The sequence below is a fragment of the Phyllobacterium sp. P30BS-XVII genome (genome assembly GCF_014138335.1).
Lineage (GTDB): Bacteria > Pseudomonadota > Alphaproteobacteria > Rhizobiales > Rhizobiaceae > Phyllobacterium > Phyllobacterium meliloti.
The window spans coordinates 315738-335261 of record NZ_JACGXO010000002.1 but is presented as its reverse complement, the minus strand read 5'-3'; the positions used below and the strand labels follow the sequence as shown (position 1 = coordinate 335261).

The following is a 19524-nucleotide window of genomic DNA, read 5'->3' as shown; positions in this document are numbered from 1 at the left end:
TACGCTGCGTATGCAACTATCTAATAAACATACGCCACGTATGTAAATGCGAGTCTTCGCTTATAAGGAATGTTCGCCATGACCAATGCTTATCGGGATATTTTCAGGGCCCCCGGAAGTTTCGCCTTCTCCGCATCCGGATTGATCGCGCGCCTGCCCGTTGCCATGATAACCCTCGGCATCGTTACAATGCTTTCGCAAACCCACGGCGCCTATTGGCTGGCGGGCGCTGTATCGGCTGCGTTCGCCCTTTCCAATGCGCTGATTGCCCCGCAGGTCTCACGGTTCATTGATCGGTATGGGCAGCGGCGCGTTCTTCCCCCAGTTACAATCATCACCATTCTTGCACTGTCTGCACTGATGTTGTCGGCGCGTTATGGTGCCGCCAATTGGGTGCTGTTTCTTTTCGCCATACTGGCCGGTTTCATGCCAAGCATATCGGCCATGGTCCGGGCGCGCTGGACAGAGATTTATCGCGACACGCCCAAGCTCCACACCGCCTTTGCGCTGGAATCAGTTGTCGATGAAATCATCTACATGCTGGGACCGATCATCTCGATCGGACTGAGCGTTGCGCTTTTCCCGGAAGCCGGTCCACTGGCGGCAACACTGTTTCTGGCAGTTGGCGCTCTTCTGTTCGTCGCTCAAAGATCAACGGAACCGCCTGTGCATGCCCAGGATAAAAGCAAAGGCACTTCGGTTATCCGCCTTCGTCCCCTGCAATGGATCGTGCTGACCTTGATCGCCATCGGCGCCATATTTGGCACCGCAGAAGTGACAGCCATCGCCTTTGCCGAAGAACACGGGCAAAAGGCAGCGGCCAGCATTGTTCTGGCCAGCTATGCCGCTGGCTCGCTGATTGTTGGTCTGGTCTTCGGCACGCTCAAATTCAAACAGTCTCTACAGGCGCAATTTCTGTATGCCATCACTCTGGCAATGCTGACCACGCTGCCGCTGCTCTTCGTCACCAATATTCCTGCGCTTGCCGTGATATTGTTCCTTGCCGGTGCAGCCGTATCGCCGACCATCATTATCTCGATGGGCCTGATCGAACGGCTTGTCCCACCGTCAAAACTCACCGAAGGCATAACCTGGGCGATGACGGGTATCGGCATTGGGATGGCATTGGGTTCGTCAGTATCCGGGCTTGTCATTGATGCCTACGGCGCGCGCTACGGCTTCTGCGTTTCCATCGCCGCTGGTGTCATCGCCCTGATAATTGCAATGATGGTGTACCGGAACGCACGGGCGACACCCGCTACCAACCTTGAAGCGACCGTTTCAGTGCCCTGCTGAAAACGGCTTCTGCTCGTTTCCATAATCTGCATCTGCCGTACAAACATAAAGAGCATCGCACACCGCGATGCTCTTTTTATTTGAACAAACGCAAACCGGCGGGTTCTGTTGAAGGTGGTATTTTTGGAACTGGATGCATTAAGATTGCTGGCAATTCTGAATCAAAATTCGCATGCGCCGCAGAGCAGGATAGAGAAAATGAAGCCGAACGAAACCGACTATCTCGCCACATTATTTCTGCAGATTAGTCAGGATCTCGTCAAAGCATCGCTTAGCGGAATGACGGATATCGAGATTACAGCGGTTTTGGGCACTCATTTATTAAAGGCCGGAGTGAACATCTCAACCATTGAGATTGCGTGCGATGTTGTTGATCCTGAAGTGGAACTACACCGGGTGCGATGGCACAGCCATACGGCCAATGCCGCAAAGACTGACCTTTCTGTCAATGTTTTCCCTTATATGCTGGAAGAGGAAATAACGGTTCTCCGGCTCAACGCCGAAAGCGATAGATTTGCATTGGTGCTGCAAGGCAGAGGAACAGACGCCATTGCCTTCGCGAACCATCTTGAGCCTGATGTCACGATTGGTTTTTTTGATGATGTGATGAGCTTTTTCATCACGCAGGAGCCCGGTGGCTTTAAAGCTTCTGATATTGACCTGCTGCATCTCGTGACGCCCGTTTTTGCACTGGCGTTGGGCGCCCGATTAAACGCCGCCGCTGCCCGCACGCTGCTCCAGACCTATCTTGGCAGCAATGCTGCGACTGCCATGCTCGACGGGCGCGTGGGTCTTGGTGAAGTCGAGCAAATCAGTGCCATCGTGCTTTTCTGTGATTTGGTCGAGTTTACCCATATGACGGAGATGCTGGATGCCCAATCGCTCATCAGCAATCTCAATCTTTTCTTCGAAACGGTGACAAGGCCTCTGTCGCGCGCCGGTGGGCAGGTGTCGGGCTATGTTGGCGATGGTGTTGTGATGTTTTTCCCGATCACCGATCCCGCCAATGAGGGCGCATTGTGTGCCACGGCGGTAATCTCTGCCCTGGAAGGATTGAAAGCGTTGGACGTGCTGAATAATGATCCATCACGAAACAACAAACCCTCATTGCGCGCCCGTATCGGGATCGACTTGGGGAAAGTCGTGCATGGCAATATCGGTTCGGCTGGCCGATTCTCGTTTACGATCATCGGCTCGCCTGTTAACCGGGCTGCCCGCCTGCAAGCCCTCGCCAAAGAGGTCGGGGCGGAATTGCTCATGACCGCCAACCTTGCGGACAAAGCCAATATACAAGGTAGTTCATTTGGCAATCATGCGTTGAGAGGGTTTGACAGTCCTGTCGACGTTGTCGGATTCGGCAACCCGCATACTGTCAAACCCTAGAAATCACTGCAGGATTTCCTTCACAATGCCACTGGCCTTGGTGAAGTCCATCTGCCCTGCATATTTTTCCTTCAGCGCATTCATGCACTTGCCCATATCGCGCAAGCCGCCTGCACCGATTTCATCAATGACCTGTGTGCAGGCCTGACGGATATCATCTTCGCCAAGCTGCCTGGGCAGAAAACCGCTGATGATCTCGATCTCGCTGCGCTCCTGCTCAGCCAGTTCAAGGCGGTTGCCTTCCTCGTAAAGCCTCGCGGATTCTTCGCGCTGCTTGATCATCTTGGCGAGAATCGCGGTGATTTCATCTGAAGTAACCGGGTCCTTGCCCGATCCACGATTGAGAATATCCCGATCCTGAATAGCGGCCATGATCAGGCGCAGCGTTGAAACACGGCGCTTGTCCTGTGCCTTGACGGCTGATGTCAGTGCCCCGGCGATAGTATCGCGCAGCATAGCATATTCTCCTTTTTCCGCGCACACTACCGGTGGGTCCGAACGAAATCAATCATCGTGGCAGGTGGGGTTAGCACCGAAATCCACGAAGAGTTTTCGTGTCGCAATTGACCGGAAGCGCGGTTTTCTTTAAGGTCCGTGACCTAGCCAGACATTTTGGGTTGTTGCTGCGGTGGTAAGGTCAATCGACCACCGCGTTCAGCCATGTCATATGGAATACCGAAGGGCATTTTTCAATGCCCAATCAATAACGACGACGCCAGTCCACATTCAGGCCCATATTCAGGAGTGCCGCATGACAACCACAGACGCAGGGGCAAAAACTGCAGCCTGGACAGAATTCAAGCCGACAGCGGTTCTGGTTCTGGCCGATGGAACAGTCATTGAGGGCAAGGGTCTGGGTGCAACCGGCGCCTGCGAGGCGGAAGTCTGCTTCAACACCGCGCTGACCGGGTATGAGGAAATCCTCACCGACCCCTCCTATGCGGGCCAGATCGTCACCTTCACCTTCCCGCATATCGGCAATGTCGGCACCAATAAGGAAGACATTGAAGACCTGAACCCGGCCAACCGCGCCGGTGCCGTCGGCGCTATTTTCAAGGCTGACATCACGGCACCATCAAGCTACCGCGCCGCCGAGCACCTCGACCATTGGTTGAAGGCGCGCGGCGTGATTGCGCTTGCCGGTGTTGATACCCGCGCCCTCACCGTTCTCATCCGCGAAAAAGGCATGCCCAACGGCGTTATCGCCCATGACCCGGAAGGCAAGTTCGACATCCCGGCCCTGACCAAACGCGCCGCCGCCTGGCATGGCCTTCTCGATCTTGATCTCGCCAAGGATGTTACATCAGGCCAAAGCTCCGTATGGACCGAAAAGCCATGGGTGTGGAACGAAGGTTTTGACCAGCAGACAACGCCTGATTTCCATGTGGTCGCCATTGATTACGGCATCAAGCGCAATATCCTGCGCCTCATTGCCGGGCTTGGTGCCAAGGTCACAATCGTTCCGGCAACGGCAACGGCTGACGATGTTCTCGCGCACAAGCCCGACGGCATTTTCCTGTCAAACGGTCCCGGCGATCCCGCTGCAACGGGCAAATATGCGGTTCCGGCTATTCAGGAACTGATCAAGACGGATATTCCCGTTTTCGGCATCTGCCTTGGTCATCAGATGCTGGCGCTGGCGCTCGGCGGTGACACCAAGAAAATGCATCAGGGCCATCACGGTGCCAACCATCCGGTGCGGGACGACACAACGGGCAAGGTGGAAATCGTTTCAATGAACCACGGTTTTGCCGTGGATGCGGATTCATTGCCCGATGGGGTCGAGGAAACCCACGTATCGCTGTTTGACGGCAGCAATTGCGGCCTGCGCGTAACTGGCAAATCGATCTTCTCGGTGCAGCATCACCCTGAGGCATCGCCCGGCCCGCAGGACTCGCACTACCTGTTCCGCCGGTTCGCCAATCTGATCCGCGCCCGTCAGGGTCTGGAACCCCTGCCCGAACGCGATCAGGCTGCCTGATCGCGGAGCTAAACCGCTTAGGTTTTTCCTACTGAGCGGGTTCGTGGTTCGTGGTTCGTGGTTCGACAAGCTCACCATGAGGGACATGGGGGATGCAACGCTATTCGCAAAGATTGCAGAACTTGGTAGCCTTCAACCTACCCCTCTCCGTCATCCTCGGGTCAAGCCCGAGGATGACGGAGAGGGTTGAGGTGATGACGGAGTGGGTTGAGATGTCGGGAGCTATAGTCTGCAAACGCAGTGATTAGCTTTTGCATCCACACTCTCCCTCATGGTGAGCTTGTCGAACCACGAACCACGCCCCCAACCCATCAGCCACACGAATACAGAATTAAGCCACGTCCTCACCGGTGCTGGCTTTCACAATGGCGAACCACTGCTGGCGCTCGAGTTTGATATCGAGTGCTGACACCATCTTTGCCAGACGATCGCGTTTCAGGCTGCCAAGCACCGGAATAAGCCGCGCCGGATGGCGCAGAAGCCAGGCGATGGCAATCGCCGAGATGTCATCGACACCAATCTCATCACCAACCGCTTTCAGCGCGGCACGCACCCGCTGTTCCTGCTCGCCTGTTCCGGTGAACAGGCTGCCGCCACCCAGCGGCGACCAGATCATTGGCGAATAGCGCAGCCGCTGGGCATGATCGAGACTGCCATCGGTCAGCGGCGCCGTGTAAGTTACCGACATTTCGATCTGGTTGGTGACAAGCGGGAATGGCAGGCGCGAGGTCAACAGATCCATCTGCGACGGCGTGAAGTTCGACACGCCCACGGCGCGCACTTTTCCCGCCTTCACAACGTCCTGCAATCCGGCTGCGGTTTCATCCGCATCCATCAGCGGATCGGGACGATGCAACAGCAGCACATCGATGTAATCGGTCTTGAGGTTCTGCAACGAACGATCCACCGACGCTTTGATATGCGCCGCGCTGGTATCGTAATGTTTCACCCGGTTTTGCGGACGCTCTGATGATGTCAGCATGATATCGCATTTGGTAATCAGCTCGATCGACTGGCGCTTGCCACTCCAACCGGCAAGTCCCGCACCGAAAGCCGCCTCAACACCGTAATTGCCATAAATATCCGCATGATCAATGCTGGTCAGTCCGAGATCAACGGCCTCGTCAATCAGCCGCGCCACCTCTGCCGCTGTCGGCTTTGCACCCTGATCCAGCAGCCGCCATGCGCCCAGTACCAGCCGGGACAGCGACAGACCTTCAGAATTGAGTGAAATACGTTTTGCGTCGGACATGGGATACCTCTTTCGGCTGGTGGGACAGGTTGCATAGCGCAAAGCGGCAACCAATCAAATAGGTGGCGGATTCAAATTCTCAACAGCCATTGACAGTCGCAAATGTCGAATGTACCAATCAACACAGACTTTACCAATCAGTACAATTCGATTGACAGGAGCACACCATGTCCGAACAGCGTCCACCGCTTCCGCCCTTCACCCGCGAAACCGCCACCCAGAAAGTCCGTGCGGCGGAAGATGGCTGGAATACCCGCAATCCGGAACGGGTGGCGCTGGCCTATACAGCCGATAGCTATTGGCGCAACCGCGCCGAATTCGTGCAGGGCCGCGAGGCCATCGCCGCATTTCTTGCGCGCAAATGGAACCGTGAACTGGATTATCGCCTGATCAAGGAGCTTTGGGCCTTCGCCGACAATCGCATCGCCGTGCGATTTGCCTATGAATATCACGATGATTCCGGCAACTGGTTTCGCGCCTATGGCAATGAAAACTGGGAGTTCGATGCAAACGGCCTGATGCAAACGCGTTTTGCCTGCATCAACGATCTGCCAATCAAGGAATCCGAGCGGAAATTCTTTTGGGACCGGTCCGGCCCGCGCCCGGCGGATCATCCCGGATTGAGCGAATTGGGCCTCTGAGACATGGCACGAACCATTGCCGAGCGCGCCGATGTCATTCCCGCCCTTGCTGAAACCTTCCGTGAATATGGTTTTGAAGGCGCAAGCCTCTCGGTGATTGGCGAAAAGACCGGTCTTGGCCGCGGCAGCCTCTATCACTTCTTTCCCGGCGGCAAGGACGAGATGGCAACGGCCGTGTTGCAGCACATTGATGCGTGGTTTGAAGAGTGCATCTATCGCCCGCTGCGCCAATCGGATGATCCGCAGGCAGCAATCAGCGCCATGTGCCGGGCCGTGTCGGATTATTTCCAGTCGGGGCGCCGCGTCTGCATTGTCGGCGCTTTCGCCCTCGACAATGTCCGCGACCGTTTTGCCAGCGCTATTCTTGATTATTTCGCTGTTTGGAAAAGCTCCCTTGCCACGGCACTGCAAAAGGCCGGTCATCAACAGGATCAGGCCGTCGATCTTGCCGAGGACGCGGTTGCCAATATTCAGGGCGCATTGGTTCTCGCCCGCGCGCTCAATGATCCAGGCATATTCGAGCGCGCGATGATCAGGATCGAGAAGCGCTTGCTATGAAGCTTCACCGGACACCAAGGCACCCGGTTCCAGCGGTTCATGTGTTAAGGCGGGCTTCTCCACGCGCAGCACAAAGACCGCCACGGCGATGACAACAAAAATTCCGCCAAGCACATAAGGCGCACCGCCAAAGGCAAAAACTGCCGTCGGCGCTGTGAAAATCGCAAATATCTGGGTGAAAATCAGCGGGCCGATCACATTGGTGATGCTGAACATGCTGGTCATCGCACCCTGCAATTCGCCCTGCTCGGACGGCGGAACCTTGGCGGAAGCAATACTGCGCATGGCTGGATCAGCAATGCTTTCAAGGCACGTCGCCACGATGACCGCATAGACCATCCAGCCCTGCCATGCGGCGGCATAACCGAAGAAACCCAGCGCCGTGAAAACCAGCCCGATCACCGCCGTTCGCCATTCACCAAACCGCGCCACAACCCGCGGCAGGATGAACACCATAACCAGCGCACCGCCCATGCCGAAGACGCCCAGCGACAGGCCAATATCCCGCTGGTTCCAGCCGTAGCGGTAATCGCTGACAAATGACCAGACGGACGGATAGGCCATATGGCCAAGCGTCAGCATGAAGAAAACAAGCCCGATCCACAGAATGCCCTTATGACCGCGCATCTGCTTCAAGGCGCCGAGCGGGTTGGCACGTTTCCAGTCGAACGTCCGGCGGTTTTTCGCATCAAGCGTTTCCGGCAGGAAGAAATAGGCGACGATGAAATTGAGGAACGCGATCAGCGCCGCACCATAGAAGGGGACGCGCGGACCAAATTCGCCCAGCAGACCGCCAATGATCGGGCCGAGAATAAAACCCACACCGAACGCAATGCCGAGCAGGCCAAAATTCTTGGCGCGATTCTCGTCCGTGCTGACATCGGCAATATAGGCGGACGCTGTGGAAAAGCTCGCGCCGCTGATACCCGCCAGCACACGTCCGATAAAGAGTATGCCGAAACTTGTCGCCAGCGCGCAGATCAGATTGTCGATGGCGAAGGTGAACACCGAGGCCAGCAGTACCGGACGACGGCCATACCGGTCGCTCAGATTGCCGATCAGCGGCGCAAAGACAAATTGCATCGCCGCATAAACAAACAGCAACCACCCGCCATCAATCGCCGCATGGCTGACATCAGACCCCGTCAATTCTTCCAGATAGGCAGGCATGACAGGAACGATGATCGCAATGCCAATGACATCAAGAAGAAGCATGACAAAGACAAGTGTCAGCCCACGCTTGGCAAGAACGGGATCAATCATCGGAAACCCTCAACTGGCATTGCGGAGCAAAATAGACCCGGAAAATGGTCTTAAACGATTTGGACAAGCGAAACAATACGTGAACATTGTTGAAAGGTGGTGCCGTTTGAGGGGGATGATTGAAGTTGATTGTGCGATGCGACCGTCACCCCCCTCTGCCCTGTCGGGCATCTCCCCCACAAGGGGTGAGATCAGCCTTCACTACTGCCTTTGCACAATCTGAAACTTTTCCGCTTGTGGGAAAGCGTTCATGTCAATGTGATCTCCCCCCTTGTGGGGGAGATGTCCGACAGGACAGAGGGGGGTGAGCGCCACCGCTGCGTTGTTCGTAATCCGGGGTTCGTGGTTCGACATAACAACCATGAGGGAGAGCGAGGATGCAACGCTAGTCGCCAACGTTGCAGATCATAAAGATTGCAGAATATAGCTCCCTTTCATCACCCCTCTCCCTCATGGTTGTTATGTCGAACCACGAACCACGCACCACTCCACAACAACCGATGCACAGGCAAAACCACCCCATCAACCCTACCGCGCATAATGGGTTGGCAAAGCCGTGGTTGCTTTCAGCGTCTCCATGGAAACCGAGGCGGATATGTCAAAGAACTCGACCTTTTCCACCAGTGTTTTGTAAATCCCGTCATAGGCTTCGACGCGCGGCAGGACCAGCTTCAGGATATAATCAATGGTGCCGGTCATCCGGTGTACCTCGACAATTTCAGGGATATCGATGATGGCAGCGCGGAACTGTTCCAGCCAATCGGCTGAGTGCCGCGCGGTGCGCACAATAACGAACATTGTCGTTGGCAGGCCCATAACGGGCCGGTCGAGAAGAACGACTCTTCGGGCAATATAGCCCTCTTCCTCCAGACGTTGGATGCGGCGGGAGCATGCCGAGATGGAAAGGCTGACGCGATCAGCCATATCGGATACCCCTATGGACGAATCTTCTTGCAGCAAATCAAGGATTTTGCGGTCACGATCATCGAGCATGTCAATTCCCAAGCAAATTTTAAGCGTGCACTACTAAAGATACGCTTATTTTTTGCGACATGACAGATTTTATTCGCAAACTTCGCGAACCTTTCGCGCGCTATCCGAACTATTATTCCTCTAATGACTTTAATGGGAGAATAAGAATGCGCACGATTGGCCTGATTGGCGGAATGAGCTGGGAAAGCACTGCGGTTTATTACCGGCAGATCAACGAAGCCGTCCGTATCAGGTTGGGTGGCCTTGCTTCCGCCAAGGTCGCCATGCAATCGCTGGATTTCTCCGAAGTCGTCGCCCTGCAAAAGAGCGACCGCTGGGATGATGCCGCGGCACTCCTATCCGATGCGGCCAAGCGCCTTGAAGCTGCTGGCGCCGATTGCGTGCTCATCTGCACCAACACCATGCACCTTGTGGCTGCTGAAGTGGCGCAGTCCGTCACCATTCCGCTGATCGATATTCGCCGCGAGACTGGCCGCGTGCTGGCTGCCAATGGCAAGAAGCGCCCGCTGCTTCTGGCAACCCGCTACTCAATGGAGCACGGTTTCTACGCCGATTACATGCGCGATGAATTCGGCATTGACGTTATGGTGCCCAATGAGATCGATCGCGCGAAAATTCACTCGGTGATTTTTGATGAACTCTGCTGCGGTATCGTCAAGCCGGAGTCCCGTCAGGCACTGGAAAAAATCATCCTCCGCGGCAAGGAAGCCGGAGCCGATTGCGTCATTCTCGGCTGTACCGAGATTTGCCTGTCCATCACAGACAACAATGTGGCCCTGCCAGTGTTTGATTCCACAACGATCCATTCCGATGCTGCCGTTTCCATGGCGCTGGAAGAGGGTGTGGCAAACAAGCAGAACGCTGTTTAATCCTGCATGCTGACAGTGCGTGGTTCGACATAACAACCATGAGGGAGAGGGGTGATTGTAAGGGAGCACATTTCATCTCCCCCACCCCACCCGTCATCCTCGGGCTTGACCCGAGGACCCAAGGCAAAAAGCACAAACCGGGTTTCGTAATCTCGGTCGGCTAGTTGGTATATCTCTGTTTTGGAATTGTAATTTTTCCAATGGTGGGTCCTCGGGTCAAGCCCGGGGATGACGGAGAAGTGGATGATCAAGATGAAGTGCTTCAATAAGAAAAAGGCGGCATCTCTGCCGCCTTTTGTTTGTGTGAGTGAGCGATCTCAGATACCGCCGCTGAATGTATCGCAGCTGTCGAGTTTACCGCTGTCAAAGCCGCGCTTGAACCACGCACTGCGCTGGGCAGAGGTGCCGTGGTTGAAGCTTTCAGGAACGACATAGCCCTGAATTTTCCGCTGCAGGGTGTCATCACCGATCTGCTTGGCGGCATTGAGCGCTTCTTCCAGATCACCCGCTTCGAGAATGCCCTTCTGCTGGGTGAAATGTCCCCAGATACCGGCAAAGCAATCGGCCTGAAGTTCAACTCGTACAGACATGGCATTGGCATCGGCCTCGCTCATGTTCTGGCGCATCTGGTTGAACTTCGGCAGAACACCAATGAGGTTCTGGACGTGATGGCCGACTTCATGGGCCAGCACATAGGCTTGAGCGAAATCGCCGGATGCACCGAATTTCTTGTCCAGCTCGTCATAAAAGCTCAGATCGATATAGAGCTTGCGATCACCAGGGCAATAGAATGGTCCGGAGGCCGCACTGGCAAAACCGCAGGCAGAACGAACCTGTCCATTGAACAGAACCATGGTGGGCGGGGGATACTGCTTGCCTTCAGCCTGGAAAATGCCGCTCCAGACATCCTCGGTCTCCGCCAGAACAGTTTTGACGAACTGGGTCATCTGGTCATTTGCCTGCGCGGTGGGGCGGGAAGCCGGCGATGGCTCGGTCTGGCTCTGTCCCGGCGCCAGCTGGTCCAGCCCGCCATTCACCAGAATCTGCATTGGATCAATATTCGTGCAGAATTTCAGGAACAGGAAAATCGCCGCGAGAATAAGGATGCCGGAGATACCGCCGCCACGAACCGACTGCATGCCGCCGCCGCTCGGGAAGCGAAATCCACCACCGCCCGTTCCTCCGGGGATACCGCCATCGTCACCCTCGGTGCGGCGGTCCTCAACATTGTCACTTTGTCTACCGCCTTGCCAGCGCATTACCAACCTCCAGATGAACCCTCAGCCCACAGGCCGATATGCTGCACGTCAACAGTATAGTCCCATATTTGTTCCATGCACGATGCTATTTTCAACTGCTGGCTGCAATCAGTTCATAATCAATTTTCGTGACTGAATAATGCAGGTTCAAGCAGACATTCCATGACCTTAGCGAGACAAGAGGCCATCAGGCGCAATATCCTGATAAAACTGCGGCGAAAAAGCATGGAATTGTGCGTTTTTGGGGTTACGCAACGCGATCGCTTTGCCTATAAGGCAGCCTTAGCCTCGCATTAGGAATTTTGTGTCTGCCCGTACGGTCAAGTCCGTGCGGTTTTTTGCGCAGATACGCTGTTGATAGGAAGAAGCCATGCCAAAACGCACCGACATCAAATCTATTCTGATCATCGGCGCAGGACCGATCATCATCGGTCAGGCATGTGAATTCGACTATTCAGGCACACAGGCCTGTAAAGCGCTGAAAGAGGAAGGCTACCGCGTCATCCTCGTCAACTCCAACCCGGCCACGATCATGACCGATCCGGAGCTGGCCGATGCGACCTATATAGAGCCGATCACCCCTGAGGTGGTCGCCAAGATCATCGCCAAGGAACGCCCCGACGCTCTGCTACCCACCATGGGCGGACAGACTGCGCTGAACACCGCCCTGTCGCTGCGCCGCATGGGTGTGCTTGAACGCTACAATGTCGAAATGATCGGCGCCAATGCGGAAGCCATCGACAAGGCCGAAGACCGCGCGCTTTTCCGCGAGGCCATGGCCAAGATCGGGCTGGAAACACCCAAATCCATGCTGGCCAATGCAACCGAGGTGAAAGATCTCGACCGCCGCCTGCATAAGGAACAGCGCGAGATCGTCAAAGCCAAATATTCTGGCCCGGAACTGGATGCGGCGCTCGACAAGCTGGAAACCGAATGGCAGCTCGGCGAAGGCGACCGCAAGCAGCGCTATGTCTCCCATGCCTTGGGGATGGCCGGTGCGGCGCTTGATCATGTCGGCCTGCCCGCCATCATCCGCCCGTCCTTCACCATGGGCGGCACCGGCGGCGGCATTGCCTATAACCGCTCTGAATTTTACGAGATCATCGGCAGCGGCCTTGATGCATCGCCAACCACGGAAGTGCTGATTGAAGAATCCGTGCTTGGCTGGAAAGAATATGAAATGGAAGTCGTCCGCGACAAGGCGGACAATTGCATCATCATCTGCTCCATCGAGAATATCGACCCGATGGGTGTGCATACGGGCGACTCGATCACCGTTGCACCAGCCTTGACCCTGACGGACAAGGAATATCAGATCATGCGCAACGCCTCGATTGCGGTGCTGCGTGAGATTGGCGTGGAAACCGGCGGTTCGAACGTGCAGTTCGCGGTGAACCCTGAGAATGGCCGTCTGATCGTCATTGAAATGAACCCACGCGTCTCGCGCTCTTCGGCGCTGGCTTCCAAGGCAACCGGCTTCCCGATTGCCAAGATCGCGGCCAAGCTTGCTGTTGGTTACACGCTGGATGAGCTTGAGAACGATATCACCGGCGGCGCAACCCCGGCATCATTCGAACCCTCCATCGATTATGTCGTCACCAAGATCCCGCGCTTCGCCTTTGAAAAGTTCCCCGGCGCCGAACCCACACTGACAACGGCTATGAAATCCGTTGGTGAAGTCATGGCCATTGGCCGTACCTTCAAGGAATCGCTGCAAAAGGCGCTGCGCGGCCTTGAAACCGGCCTGACCGGCCTCGATGAAATCGCCATTCCCGGCCTTGGCGAAGGCAGTGACAACAATGCCATTCGCGCTGCCATTGGCACGCCAACGCCCGACCGTCTGCGCATGGTTGCTCAGGCGCTGCGCCTTGGCCTTTCCGTCGAGGAAGTCCATGAGGGTTGCAAGATCGATCCATGGTTCCTTGAGCAGATGGCCGAAATTATCGCCACCGAAGAGCGTGTGCGCGAGCACGGCCTGCCGCAGGATGCCCAGAACCTGCGTATGCTGAAGGGCATGGGCTTTTCCGATGCCCGTCTCGGCAGCCTTGCCAAGATCGACGCCAACGACGTGTTCAAGCTACGCAGGAAGCTGGGTGTACATCCGGTCTTCAAGCGCATTGACACCTGCGCCGCCGAATTTGCCTCACCAACCGCCTATATGTATTCGACCTATGAAGTGCCGTTCGCCGGAGCGGTTGCTTCCGAAGCGCAGGTTTCGGACCGCAAGAAGGTGGTCATCCTCGGTGGCGGTCCCAACCGGATCGGGCAAGGCATTGAGTTCGATTATTGCTGCTGCCATGCCGCCTTTGCGCTGCGCGATGCGGGCTATGAAGCCATCATGATCAACTGCAACCCGGAAACGGTTTCAACGGATTATGACACATCGGACCGGCTCTATTTCGAGCCACTGACGGCGGAAGATGTGCTGGAAATCCTGCGCACGGAACAGACAGCCGGGACATTGCACGGCGTCATCGTCCAGTTCGGCGGCCAGACACCGCTCAAGCTCGCCGATGCACTTGAAAAGGCGGGTATTCCGATCCTCGGGACCTCGCCCGATGCGATTGACCTTGCCGAAGACCGCGACCGCTTTCAGAAACTGCTCATCAAGCTTGATCTGACCCAGCCGAAGAACGGCATTGCTTACTCCGTCGAACAGGCGCGCACCATTGCCGGTGAACTCGGCTTCCCGCTGGTTGTCCGTCCGTCCTATGTGCTGGGCGGCCGTGCCATGCAGATTATCCATGATGAGCGCGCTTTGCAGAGCTATCTGCTCGACACGGTGCCCGAACTCGTGCCTGAAGACATCAAGCAAAAATATCCGAACGACAAGACGGGCCAGATCAACACGCTGCTCGGCAAGAACCCGCTGCTGTTTGACCGCTACTTGAGCGAAGCCATCGAAGTCGATGTGGATTGCCTGTGTGATGGCAAGAACACATGGGTATCGGGCATCATGGAACATATCGAGGAAGCCGGTATTCACTCCGGCGACAGTGCCTGCTCACTGCCTGTACATTCGCTCTCCGCCGAAATCGTTGAGCAGCTCGAAGCGGAAACCGCTGCACTGGCGAAGTCGCTGAATGTTGTCGGCCTGATGAACGTTCAGTACGCTATCAAGGATGGCACGATCTATGTGCTTGAGGTTAATCCGCGTGCCTCGCGCACAGTGCCCTTCGTTGCCAAGACCATTGGCAAGCCGATCGCCAAGATCGCCGCGCGCATCATGGCCGGTGAAACACTGGATGAGGCACTTGGCAATTACGGCGGCAAGCCCTCAGGCACGGCGCGCAAACACATTGCCGTCAAGGAAGCGGTCTTCCCGTTTGCCCGCTTCCCCGGTGTCGACATTCTGCTCGGACCGGAAATGCGCTCGACCGGTGAAGTCATGGGCCTCGACTATGATTACGCCCTCGCCTTTGCCAAGGCGCAGCTTGGTGCCGGTGTTGACCTTCCGCGCGACGGCACATTGTTCGTATCGGTGCGTGATGAGGACAAGCAGCGCATTCTGGCCCCAGTCAAGCGGCTTTCGGAATTGGGCTTCAAGGTTCTGGCAACAGGCGGTACGGCCCGCTTCCTTGCGGAAAACGGTGTAGCAGCCCAGAAGATCAACAAGGTTCAGGAAGGCCGTCCGCATGTTGAGGACGCCATTCGCAACCGGCAGGTGCAGCTGGTGTTCAACACCACCGATAGCGCAAAGGCGATCTCGGACTCCAAATCGCTGCGCCGCGCCACATTGATGCAGAAGGTGCCCTATTACACCACGCTGTCGGGTGCCGATGCGGTGGCGGAAGCCATTGCAGCGCTGAAAGCCGGTTCGCTCGAAGTGCGGCCGCTGCAGGATTATTTCTAAGATATGATCCGGTCACGGCCTACGCCGTGACCGGATATTATTGTCAGACGCGCTTGGCTTCCTTTGTCGGATCGCCTTTTTCCGCATTGAGCGCAACGCCCGCCGTGACAAGCTTGTGGACCACAGCCGTCTTTATTTCGCCCGGCCCCTGAAGCTTCAGCGATGCCATCAAAAAGCTGCCGCTCTCTTCCAGTTTCGGTTCAAGCGACTTCATTTCCGCACCCCGCCATAGCGCAAACGCCACATGCGACTTGTGCGCTTTGAACAGACATACCGGACCATTGGACTCATAGACGGGATGGCCCCATTTGAAGGTCTCCGTCACACCATCCACACTCAATATATCCCGGCGTAGCGCGACAACAGCTTCCGCCTGCCAGCCGCCAAGGCCCGCAATATAGTCGTCAACCGTCTTGGCCATGTTCACTCCCCTCATGTTTTGGAAATTTGGTTAGTTCCGTGTCCCGTTGGGATCACCCTTCTGCAAGGTCTGCAGATAGTCTTCAAGCCGGTCGAGGCTCTGATCCCAGAACCGCCGGTAATGTTCGAGCCAGTCGGATACTTCACGCAAAGGTCCAGCCTCCAGACGGCAGGGCCGCCATTGGGCTTCCCGCCCGCGCGCGATCAGGCCCGCCTTCTCCAGCACCTTCAGATGTTTTGAAACCGCTGGCATGCTCATGTTGAATGGCTCGGCCAGTTCAGTCACAGATGTTTCGCCTTCGGACAGTCGCGCCAGAATAGCCCGCCGCGTTGGATCGGCGAGAGCAGACAATATGCCACTGAGACGGTCAGGCGTCATATTTATTACATTACCCTTGGGTTAAATAACCAAATAGTTTAATAATGCAAACCCTATGGGATTGTCAAGATTCGACACGCCCATGCTAGCGGCATCACGGACAGGAAACCAGACTTATCCGGGCTTGGACAAAATGACATTCAACAGACCAATTGACCTCAACTTAAGTCGAGGTTTTATAACCCCTACTCCTAGCGGAATCGACCTATTCAGGAGCAATCATGTTGACCGACATTGAAAGACTAACAGACGCACAGTTTCTCCGGCTGTTTCAGGCAAAACGATTTCTTGTGACAGGCGCAACGGGCAATGTTGGCCGGCACATCGTCAATAGGCTATTGGAAAATGGCTATCTTGTCCGGGCGCTGACCCGTGATGCGAAGCGTGCCAATCTACCCCGCTACGTTGAGGTGGTCGAAGGCGATCTGACAAGGCCTGAAACATTCGAACGGGCGCTCGCCGGGGTTGCGGGTCTTCATCTCATCACCATCGGCGGCGATGATTACACGCCACTCGAAAACGGTGACGACATCGTGCAACTGGCGCGTTGGGAGGGTGTGCAGCGCATCAGTGTGCTCAGCGATGGCCGCACTGGCAGCGTTGAAAAGGCTGTTATGGCAAGCGATGTGGACTGGACGATTTTGCAGCCTGTTGATCTCATGTCCAACACACTCGGCTGGATCAAGAGCATCAAATCCGCCAATGTGGTGCGTGAGCCCTATGGCCGTATGGCCAAAACCCTGATCCACGAAGCGGATGTCGCTGCCGTTGCCGCAAAAATCCTGAGTGACGGCGGGCATTCACGCAAAACGCTCAAGCTCACAGGTTCGGAAGTCCTGACCATACCGGATAAAATCCGGGCGATCAGCGCCGCCACGGGCAAGCCGATCACATATGTCGAGGTCAGCGAGGAGCATACAAGGCAGTCCATGCGCGAACTCGGCATTGACGAGGATGTCATTGATTACGTGGTGGCATGGAACAGCAACCCGCCTGTGGAAGGCCGTGCGGTGACAAAGAGCGTACAGCAGGTGATTGGCCGCCCGCCCCTAAGTTTTACCCATTGGGTGAGAGAGCATGCTCCGCTGTTTATGTGAGTTGGGCAGAGGGTGTGCTTTGTAATGGGGGGGATGTGGTTCGTGGTTCGTGGTTCGTGGTTCGTGGTTCGTGGTTCGACAGGCTCACCATGAGGGAGATGGGTGATGCAACGCTAATCGTAAAGATTGCAGAATAAAACACCCTGCAACCTCACCATCTCCCTCATGGTGAGCCTGTCGAACCACGAACAATAGACATGCAGACCTATGGCGTATCGAAGGACACGTGAACCACGGCCCTAAACCCCGCTCAAGCCCTCTTCTTCCATACCGTGACCGCTGGGATCGCTGATAAAATGCAGCACTTTGGAGAACACATGGTTGGTTTTGTCCTCGCGCCCGATATGCACCACGGTTGACTTGGCAAGCTTGTCGCGCAGCACGCCCAGAACGCGGTCATGCGCTTCGGCTTCCATGGCATCAAGAGATTCGTCAATAACAACCCATTGCGGCTTGTGCAGCATCAGCCGGGCGAAGGCCAGAGACTGCTGCTCGTCGTCGCTCAGCTCACGATCCCAGCGCGTGCGGAAATCCAGCATGGTTTCCAGACGATCAAGACCAAGCTCATGCAGGGCAGAGACAAGCTCCGTGTCAGCAAAAGCATCTTTGCCGAGCGGATAGGACATCACCTCCCGCAGACTGCCCGGCGGGAAATAGGGCGAGCGCGGCATATAAAGAATTGAGGTGTCCTTCGGCAGGGCGATGTTGCCTGCACCCCATGGCCACAGACCGGCAATCGCGCGGAAAAGCAATGTCCTGTCAATGCCGGGCTCGCTGGTGATGAGCACGCGCTCACCCTCTTTCACCACGGCCTTCTTCTCTTTCAGGCGCACGGTTGCCAGCGGCGCAGTAATCTTCAATCCATCGAAAACCAGCTGATTGCTATCCGACTCCGAGAATTTGATCCGCTGCTCAACGCTGTTGAGCGTATCCATCGACTGCACCGCCTGACGGAATGACGTGACGCGCAAAAGCGTGGCGCGCCAGTCGGCAATCGCCCCGAAATTATCGACAAACCATTTGAGCGAGGCCTGAAGCTGGTTGAATGAACCAACAGCGATGATCATGCCGCCAAAGGACAAGTTGCCGGTGAAATAGACAGGTGCGGCCACCAGATAGGGCGCGACATTGGTGAACCAGCCATAGCCTGACGTGACCCACACAAGTTGCGTCCACGCGGAAACCAGTTTGCGGATCGCCCCCATCAGGCTGTCGACATCAAGACCCAGCCTCACCTTTTCGTCCTGCTCGCCCCGATAGAGCGAAATGGCATCAATATGCTCATTGACGCGCATCAGCGAAAAACGCAGGTCAGACTCGCGCTGATACCGGTCAGCATTGAGCTTGATCAGCTTGCGCCCGACGAACCAGCTGATCGCCGACGCTGAACCAGCATAGAGGATCGCCGCCCAAACCATGTAGCCGGGAATGGAAAAACTGTAGCCATAAACGTTGAAGACAAAGCCGCTGGAGAGCCCCCAGAGCACGCCAATGAAGCTTGCCACCAGAATGGACGCCTGCAGCAGGCCAAGACCAAGGTCCGTCGACATTTCAGCCAGATGGCGCGCATCCTCATGCAGACGCTGGTCGGGGTTGACGCCGATCGGCCCGGAATTGGAAAGCTTGAAAGCGCGGCGGGGAACCAGCCACTCGCCGATCAGATCGCGGGTCAGCCCCTCGCGCAGTTTCATGCGCGTCATCTGATTGAACCAGGCTTGCGCCACTGCAAGGACCAGAAGAACACTTGCAATACCCAGAAACACCAGCAATTCGCTCAGAAATGCCGGAAAATCCCGATGGGAAAGCGCATCAAGAAAGCGCCCGTTCCATTGGACGAGGCGAACCTGACCGGCAGATGTAACGATGATGATGGCGAACAGGGTCAGCAGCAGCAATATGAGGCGATTGCGGACGGGTGAGATCCAATATACGTCGAGGATAACGCGAAGCTGAGAAAGAAGTCCCACCTGCACTTCGCCGGCAACAGCGATGGCGGACGTCTTGCTCTGTTTCTCTTCCGCCATGAGTTAGCCCCCGTGGACGACCATGATTCGCCACATCCACTCTACCATTAAAGGTTGCCAGCAAGGTTAAATTGCACGGGATAACGTGCTGGATTTCCCCAGCGCAAGTAAGGCTGAATTTCGCTTAATCAAGGGCGGAAGTATGACCCCAACAATGAGCGGATTTGAATCCGGCTTGTTTCTGCTCCGATTCTGTCTTATGTATCCCGCATCGATTTATCGGTCGAGTGACTTTGCGACCCGCGCAACCCGTTGC

General features: G+C 56.0%; 16 protein-coding genes. 8 read left to right on the top strand and 8 right to left on the bottom strand.

Going from position 1 to position 19524, the window contains the following annotated elements:
- The first annotated feature begins 78 nt into the window (after positions 1-78).
- Entirely contained in the window at positions 79-1296 is a 1218-nt protein-coding gene (locus FHW17_RS07545) for an MFS transporter (RefSeq protein WP_112525695.1), read from the top strand.
- 198 nt (positions 1297-1494) lie between these two features.
- A complete protein-coding gene (locus FHW17_RS07540; protein ID WP_182509525.1) occupies positions 1495-2679 on the top strand; it encodes an adenylate/guanylate cyclase domain-containing protein in 1185 nt (394 codons plus the stop codon).
- Positions 2680-2682: 3 nt separating this feature from the next.
- Here the strand turns inward: FHW17_RS07540 and FHW17_RS07535 are convergent, their stop codons facing one another.
- Entirely contained in the window at positions 2683-3135 is a 453-nt protein-coding gene (locus FHW17_RS07535) for a GatB/YqeY domain-containing protein (RefSeq protein ID WP_112525699.1), read from the bottom strand.
- A 295-nt stretch (positions 3136-3430) separates the two neighbouring features.
- On the opposite strand from FHW17_RS07535, the gene carA reads away from it, so the two are divergent.
- On the top strand, positions 3431-4660 hold the full coding sequence (carA, locus tag FHW17_RS07530; protein WP_112525701.1) for a glutamine-hydrolyzing carbamoyl-phosphate synthase small subunit: 1230 nt from the start codon (positions 3431-3433) through the stop codon (positions 4658-4660).
- A 331-nt stretch (positions 4661-4991) separates the two neighbouring features.
- On the opposite strand, the gene FHW17_RS07525 is transcribed toward carA, so the two are convergent.
- Positions 4992-5912 carry an aldo/keto reductase gene (locus tag FHW17_RS07525; RefSeq protein WP_182509524.1) on the bottom strand — a complete coding sequence of 307 codons (921 nt, stop codon included), beginning with the start codon at positions 5910-5912 and terminating at the stop codon, positions 4992-4994.
- A gap of 167 nt (positions 5913-6079) precedes the next feature.
- Between FHW17_RS07525 and FHW17_RS07520 the strand changes: the two genes are divergently transcribed.
- Together FHW17_RS07520 and FHW17_RS07515 are read left to right on the top strand one after the other, a co-directional pair.
- Positions 6080-6553, top strand: a complete 474-nt coding sequence (locus FHW17_RS07520) for a nuclear transport factor 2 family protein (protein WP_113097349.1) — start codon at positions 6080-6082, stop codon at positions 6551-6553.
- A gap of 3 nt (positions 6554-6556) precedes the next feature.
- Positions 6557-7111 (top strand): TetR/AcrR family transcriptional regulator, encoded by a 555-nt coding sequence (locus FHW17_RS07515; protein WP_182509523.1) that lies wholly within the window; start codon positions 6557-6559, stop codon positions 7109-7111.
- On the opposite strand, the gene FHW17_RS07510 is transcribed toward FHW17_RS07515, so the two are convergent.
- Both FHW17_RS07510 and FHW17_RS07505 read right to left on the bottom strand, forming a co-directional pair.
- Positions 7106-8374 (bottom strand): TCR/Tet family MFS transporter, encoded by a 1269-nt coding sequence (locus FHW17_RS07510; RefSeq protein WP_182509522.1) that lies wholly within the window; start codon positions 8372-8374, stop codon positions 7106-7108. The two genes, FHW17_RS07515 and FHW17_RS07510, sit on opposite strands and share 6 nt — an antisense overlap.
- Positions 8375-8902: 528 nt before the next feature.
- Complete coding sequence (locus FHW17_RS07505; RefSeq protein ID WP_112525713.1) at positions 8903-9367, bottom strand: Lrp/AsnC family transcriptional regulator; 465 nt, start codon at positions 9365-9367, stop codon at positions 8903-8905.
- A 146-nt stretch (positions 9368-9513) separates the two neighbouring features.
- On the opposite strand from FHW17_RS07505, the gene FHW17_RS07500 reads away from it, so the two are divergent.
- Positions 9514-10236 (top strand): aspartate/glutamate racemase family protein, encoded by a 723-nt coding sequence (locus tag FHW17_RS07500; RefSeq protein WP_112525715.1) that lies wholly within the window; start codon positions 9514-9516, stop codon positions 10234-10236.
- 317 nt (positions 10237-10553) lie between these two features.
- On the opposite strand, the gene FHW17_RS07495 is transcribed toward FHW17_RS07500, so the two are convergent.
- A complete protein-coding gene (locus FHW17_RS07495; protein WP_182509521.1) occupies positions 10554-11495 on the bottom strand; it encodes a neutral zinc metallopeptidase in 942 nt (313 codons plus the stop codon).
- Between the two features lie 370 nt (positions 11496-11865).
- Here FHW17_RS07495 and carB point away from each other — a divergent pair, with 370 nt between their 5' ends.
- Positions 11866-15348, top strand: coding sequence for a carbamoyl-phosphate synthase large subunit (carB, locus tag FHW17_RS07490; protein WP_112525719.1), 3483 nt, complete (start codon positions 11866-11868; stop codon positions 15346-15348).
- Positions 15349-15391: 43 nt separating this feature from the next.
- On the opposite strand, the gene FHW17_RS07485 is transcribed toward carB, so the two are convergent.
- Together FHW17_RS07485 and FHW17_RS07480 are read right to left on the bottom strand one after the other, a co-directional pair.
- Positions 15392-15769, bottom strand: a complete 378-nt coding sequence (locus FHW17_RS07485; protein WP_162700249.1) for a DUF1801 domain-containing protein — start codon at positions 15767-15769, stop codon at positions 15392-15394.
- A gap of 30 nt (positions 15770-15799) precedes the next feature.
- Positions 15800-16147 (bottom strand): metalloregulator ArsR/SmtB family transcription factor, encoded by a 348-nt coding sequence (locus FHW17_RS07480; RefSeq protein WP_112525723.1) that lies wholly within the window; start codon positions 16145-16147, stop codon positions 15800-15802.
- Between the two features lie 221 nt (positions 16148-16368).
- Between FHW17_RS07480 and FHW17_RS07475 the strand changes: the two genes are divergently transcribed.
- The gene (locus tag FHW17_RS07475; protein ID WP_182509520.1) at positions 16369-17244 is read left to right on the top strand and encodes an NAD(P)H-binding protein; all 876 of its coding nucleotides are present in this window, start codon (positions 16369-16371) and stop codon (positions 17242-17244) included.
- A 239-nt stretch (positions 17245-17483) separates the two neighbouring features.
- Here the strand turns inward: FHW17_RS07475 and FHW17_RS07470 are convergent, their stop codons facing one another.
- Entirely contained in the window at positions 17484-19268 is a 1785-nt protein-coding gene (locus FHW17_RS07470) for an ABC transporter ATP-binding protein/permease (protein ID WP_112525727.1), read from the bottom strand.
- Between the last annotated feature and the right edge of the window lie 256 nt (positions 19269-19524).

Coding starts and splice junctions, on each gene's coding strand:
- FHW17_RS07470 (WP_112525727.1), bottom strand. CDS start 19,268: ATGGCGGAAGAGAAACAGAGCAAGACGTCCGCCATCGCTGTTGCCGGC.
- FHW17_RS07475 (WP_182509520.1), top strand. CDS start 16,369: ATGTTGACCGACATTGAAAGACTAACAGACGCACAGTTTCTCCGGCTG.
- FHW17_RS07510 (WP_182509522.1), bottom strand. CDS start 8,374: ATGATTGATCCCGTTCTTGCCAAGCGTGGGCTGACACTTGTCTTTGTC.
- FHW17_RS07525 (WP_182509524.1), bottom strand. CDS start 5,912: ATGTCCGACGCAAAACGTATTTCACTCAATTCTGAAGGTCTGTCGCTG.
- carB (WP_112525719.1), top strand. CDS start 11,866: ATGCCAAAACGCACCGACATCAAATCTATTCTGATCATCGGCGCAGGA.
- FHW17_RS07495 (WP_182509521.1), bottom strand. CDS start 11,495: ATGCGCTGGCAAGGCGGTAGACAAAGTGACAATGTTGAGGACCGCCGC.
- carA (WP_112525701.1), top strand. CDS start 3,431: ATGACAACCACAGACGCAGGGGCAAAAACTGCAGCCTGGACAGAATTC.
- FHW17_RS07540 (WP_182509525.1), top strand. CDS start 1,495: ATGAAGCCGAACGAAACCGACTATCTCGCCACATTATTTCTGCAGATT.
- FHW17_RS07505 (WP_112525713.1), bottom strand. CDS start 9,367: ATGCTCGATGATCGTGACCGCAAAATCCTTGATTTGCTGCAAGAAGAT.
- FHW17_RS07480 (WP_112525723.1), bottom strand. CDS start 16,147: ATGACGCCTGACCGTCTCAGTGGCATATTGTCTGCTCTCGCCGATCCA.
- FHW17_RS07485 (WP_162700249.1), bottom strand. CDS start 15,769: ATGGCCAAGACGGTTGACGACTATATTGCGGGCCTTGGCGGCTGGCAG.
- FHW17_RS07520 (WP_113097349.1), top strand. CDS start 6,080: ATGTCCGAACAGCGTCCACCGCTTCCGCCCTTCACCCGCGAAACCGCC.
- FHW17_RS07535 (WP_112525699.1), bottom strand. CDS start 3,135: ATGCTGCGCGATACTATCGCCGGGGCACTGACATCAGCCGTCAAGGCA.
- FHW17_RS07500 (WP_112525715.1), top strand. CDS start 9,514: ATGCGCACGATTGGCCTGATTGGCGGAATGAGCTGGGAAAGCACTGCG.
- FHW17_RS07515 (WP_182509523.1), top strand. CDS start 6,557: ATGGCACGAACCATTGCCGAGCGCGCCGATGTCATTCCCGCCCTTGCT.
- FHW17_RS07545 (WP_112525695.1), top strand. CDS start 79: ATGACCAATGCTTATCGGGATATTTTCAGGGCCCCCGGAAGTTTCGCC.